This is a genomic window from Microbacterium xerophyticum (assembly GCF_053543555.1).
Genome location: NZ_JBLVOB010000001.1, coordinates 39,504 through 43,743 on the forward strand (window position 1 = coordinate 39,504; position 4,240 = coordinate 43,743).

4 protein-coding genes and 1 pseudogene are annotated in these 4,240 nt (G+C 65.1%); 2 read left to right on the forward strand and 3 right to left on the reverse strand.

Annotation, left to right across the window (positions count from 1 at the left end; translation table 11 throughout):
* Positions 1-18: 18 nt before the first annotated feature.
* Entirely contained in the window at positions 19-1,149 is a 1,131-nt protein-coding gene (locus ACNPNP_RS00225) for an AI-2E family transporter (protein WP_448964064.1), read from the reverse strand.
* 167 nt (positions 1,150-1,316) lie between these two features.
* Here ACNPNP_RS00225 and ACNPNP_RS00230 point away from each other — a divergent pair, with 167 nt between their 5' ends.
* Both ACNPNP_RS00230 and ACNPNP_RS00235 read left to right on the forward strand, forming a co-directional pair.
* On the forward strand, positions 1,317-1,703 hold the full coding sequence (locus ACNPNP_RS00230) for an SHOCT domain-containing protein (protein WP_448964065.1): 387 nt from the start codon (positions 1,317-1,319) through the stop codon (positions 1,701-1,703).
* Positions 1,704-1,728: 25 nt separating this feature from the next.
* Positions 1,729-2,148, forward strand: coding sequence for a DUF6325 family protein (locus ACNPNP_RS00235; RefSeq protein WP_448964066.1), 420 nt, complete (start codon positions 1,729-1,731; stop codon positions 2,146-2,148).
* On the opposite strand, the gene ACNPNP_RS00240 is transcribed toward ACNPNP_RS00235, so the two are convergent.
* A complete protein-coding gene (locus tag ACNPNP_RS00240) occupies positions 2,149-3,603 on the reverse strand; it encodes a helix-turn-helix transcriptional regulator (RefSeq protein WP_448964067.1) in 1,455 nt (484 codons plus the stop codon).
* Positions 3,604-3,774: 171 nt separating this feature from the next.
* Positions 3,775-4,212: pseudogene (locus ACNPNP_RS20055) on the reverse strand (winged helix-turn-helix domain-containing protein); the annotation flags it as partial.
* Positions 4,213-4,240 lie beyond the last annotated feature (28 nt).

The following is a 4,240-nucleotide window of genomic DNA, read 5'->3' on the forward strand; positions in this document are numbered from 1 at the left end:
AGCGGGTGAACCCCCCGTTCACGGGGGAGGCGGAGTCGTCTGCCGGTTCTGCCGAGGTATCCAGACCTCGCGCACGATGATGAGAAGTGACGCCGTCACCGGGATCGCGACCAGCGCCCCCACAAGACCCATGAGCGTCGCGCCGACCATGGCCCCGATGATCACGAGGATGCTGGGGACCGCCGCCGCACGCCCCATCACCTTCGGCGTGACGACGTACGCCTCGACCTGAATGTAGATGAAATAGGCGATCAGGAAGACCAACGCTGCGGTCGGACCGGTGAACAGAGTGGCGAACGCGCCGGCCACCAGGAAGATCAGCGAGCCGATCATCGGCACGAGGGTGATGAAGAACGCGGCGATCGCCAGGACGACCGGGATCGACGAGCCCACCAGGAGCTGGATGATCAGCACGACCGTGGCGTTTATCGCCGACAATGTCATCCCTCCGGCGACCACACCGCCGACGGATGAGGTGATCTCGTCGAAAAGCCGCGAGTAGTGCTCTCGTCGATACGCCGGCACGAGCTGCGCCGTCGTGGTCTTGATCGTGCGCAGCGATGCCACGAAGTAGAGCGTGAGCACGGAGATGATGACGAAGCTCGATACCGCGCCGACGAGTCCGAAACCGACCTTGAGCACCCCACCGGAGATCGCCAGGAACGAGGAGAGCGTGGTGAGGGAGTGGATGCCCTCATCCACTGCGGCCGAGAGGTCCACCCCGAGGTTCTCTTCAAGTCCGAGGTACCACCCGCTCGATTGGATCTCCTTGAGGGTCGCGGGCGCATCCTCGATGACAGCCGCGAGCTGCCGGACGGTGGCGGGGACGAGGAGCACAAGTATGGCGATCACCACGGCGAGGAACGCGACGGCGACGATCGCGACCCCGATCGGACGGCGCACGCCGCGCTTCTCGAGTGTCCGGACCGCCGGATCAAGACCCAGCGCGAGGAATGCGCCGAGGAAGATGGACGTGAGCACAGTCGATATGCCGGCGACCGTCGCGCCCAGGGCGACAGCCAGCAGTACGCCCAGCGCGACGCTGAAACCCGAGAGCAGCGGGTGCGCCGGAATCACTCGTTGCAGTCGTCGCCACCTCGTGGTCGTGATGACCTCGGGGTCCTCCTCGTGCTGCTCCGCTCCCTCCATGCAAGCACCTTATGTGGACCTCCAGAAGCCCGATGGCCGCGCTCACCCGCTTCTGGTGAGACGCGGCCGTTCCGAAGCGCTCGCCCCGTCGGGGTGAGGGCCCGACGTACCTCGGCTGCGCGCAGTGCCAAGATCACGAGGAAAGTACTCAACGAGAGGAGTCCGCTGTGTCCCTATGGGAAAGCTTCTGGTCCATCATCTGGTGGTTCTTCTGGGCGTTCGTGTTCATCTCCTACCTGATGATCCTGTTCAACATCATCGCGGACCTGTTCCGCGACCACGCGCTCAACGGCTGGTTCAAGGCGCTGTGGATGATCTTCTTGGTCTTCGTGCCGTTCCTCACCGCACTCGTCTACCTCGTTGCCAGAGGCAGGGGCATGTCTGAGAGGAACGCATCAGTAGCCAGGGCTCAGCAGCACGAGGCGGACTCCTACATCCGCAGCGTCGCCGGCGTCAGCCCCAGCGACGAGATCGACAAGGCCGCCCGGCTTCTGGCCGCCGGGACGATCACAGATGACGAATTCGCGGCGATCAAGGCGCGGGCGTTGGCCTGAGCTTGCTGCTGGGGCGGTCGGGACGATGCCGGCGCTCGGGGATCTCGAGGTCCTCGTCGTGCAGGTCAGCGCCGATCGTCCCAGCCCGGCCGTGCTCGAGGCGCTCCTGCATGAGGTCGAATCGGGCGCTCTGCGTCTGATCGACTTCCTGCTCGTGCACCGTCGGAGCCGACATGGCTTTGACGTGACAGAGGTCGATGACGCGGACTTCACCCTCGCGGGTCTCTCTCTCCATGTGCCTGGACTCGTCGGATCGGAGGACGCTCGACGCATCGCGGCAGAGCTGCCCCTCTACGCCTGGGCCGCTGTCATCCTCATCGAGCCGATCGGCGGTCGCGGCCGCTCGGACCGCCTAGTCCGAATGGGGCACCCCATCACGGCGCGCTTCCACGTCCCTTCGTCGCGGGCCAACTCCGTGTGGGCCCGTGCGCGTCGGGTCAGATGATCAGAGCGTCGTCCGCACGGCCTCGCGGCGGGATGACACACCGAGCTTGCGATAGATCGAACGCTGATGAGTCTTCACGGTGTTGATCGACAACGCCAGATCACGGGCGATCTCCGGCAGGGTGCGAGCGGTCTGCAGCTGCCGGAACACGTCGCGCTCGCGCTCTGAGAGCGCGTCGGCGATGGAGCCCGCCGCGTTGGTCGCGAGGCAGCGGCCGATGAAATCCTCGAAGTGCGTTCCATGGTGCACGTGCTCGCTCAGCAGTCGCCGCACCGCCGTCTCGCGGGGGCCGAAGGGATGGCGGACGCCCTCGCCGGCCGCGACCATGATCGCTGCCTCGCACAGATCGTGCGCTGCATCGTGGTCCCCGGCATCGCGTCGCATCACTGCGGCGGTGATCAGCATCGACGACTTCACGTAGGAGACCTCTGCGAAGATCCGCAGCGAACGCAGCATCTCCAATGCGGTGGCATAGTCGCCGGAACGCCGGAGCACGCCTGCGAGGGCGACCGCGACGACGGGAAGATCGGGGATGGAAAGGTGCCGTTGGGCGATGCGCACAGCCCGGTCACTGTTGCCGACGGCTTCCTCCAGGACAGCGATGGCGGACTCGCGGAGGATCGGCCACGCGATGCCATGGAGGACTTCCAGCGGAATGTCCTGAACGCCGATGGCGGCTCTTCGGCATGCCGCCGTGTCACCGGTCTCTGCTGTCGCATACGCGAGCATCATCCTCGCGATCGCTGTGAAAGACGAGTCGTGCGAGCTGTTGTGGAGCACATCGTCGAACTCCACTATGGCGGCATCGGAATCTCCCGACCAATACTGGAGGAATCCGGCCGCTGCTGCCGTGCTGCCGCTCGCAAAGCCTGTCGCGGCGGGCAGAGACGGTTCGATGCTGGTGATCCGACCCAGCGTCTTGGACGCGTTGACGAAGTGTCCGGCCCATGTCTGAGCGAACGCGAGGTGGCCCAGTGCGCGATTCCGAAGCGCCGGGTCACCCGCTGCCTCGACCTCGCGGGCGGCAGCTGCGAAGTACTCGATGGGAAGGCCGGGGTTCACGGGATGACGCACCTGCGCCCATCCGAGGAGATCGTTCATCGCGGCACGGTCGTCGATGGAACCCGCGTTGGAACGGGTCAGAACGGATCGGAGGGTGCCGTTCGCCGCCTCGGCACGTTCTCGTCCGTCCGCGATGAAGAGCTGTCCGATGGATGCCGTGGCCACGACGTCCTGCGACGCAGCCGTATGCGAGAACATCGCTTCGGCCCTGGCGAGCAGTTCTCTGGCGAGATGGTGATCGCCCAGCACATCAGTGGCGCACGCCCGAACGATGAGAAGTTCCGCATCGTCCGGAAAATGCCCCAGGAGTTCGGTGGCGATACGCTCGACGTCCCCGGAGCGTGTTCCCATCACGAGCCGCAACCAGTACCTCAGCAGCGTGTCTCTTGCCACAGGTGCCGCTCCGGCTCGCAGCGAATGAGCGGCCGACGCGAGCGGGTCCGTCCCCTCCAGGGAACGCGCTGCCCGTTTGTGACACTCGACCACACGGCGAGGAACCCGCCGAGCGATCGCCACGCACTGTCTGGCGAAAGACGTGTGCCAACGGTAGGTGACTTCTTGCTCACCGTCGAAACGGTCGAGGAAGAGGCCGAGCTTCACGCACTCTTCAAGAAGAGCTGGGGCATCCTCGCGTCCGCTCACCGCTGTCGCGAGATCGGTGGTGAGCTCAACGCAGACAGAGGTGTCGAGCACGAACTCGACGATCTCCGGCGGCACCGCGCTCAGGATGTGATCGCGCACGTAGTCACCGAGGAAGGCAGTTCGATCGACGGCGCCCGAGGAGGGCTGAGCTTTGCCGATCGCGATCAGTTGGACAGCGACGGGCCAACCGTTCGTCTCCTCCAGGATGGCCTGAGCGTCGAGGTCGTTCGTGCCTGTCCCGGCAACCTTCTCGATCTCGGCACGCGTGAATCGTAGGATCTCAGATCCTACGAATGCGTCAGGGTCGGTGAGGTGCTCTCGAGAAAGCGTGATGTCGAGCAAGGTCGTTCCTACGAGCATGAGATGCAAGTTGTCCGGGGGGTGCTCG

Coding starts and splice junctions, on each gene's coding strand:
- ACNPNP_RS00225 (WP_448964064.1), bottom strand. CDS start 1,149: ATGGAGGGAGCGGAGCAGCACGAGGAGGACCCCGAGGTCATCACGACC.
- ACNPNP_RS00235 (WP_448964066.1), top strand. CDS start 1,729: ATGCCGGCGCTCGGGGATCTCGAGGTCCTCGTCGTGCAGGTCAGCGCC.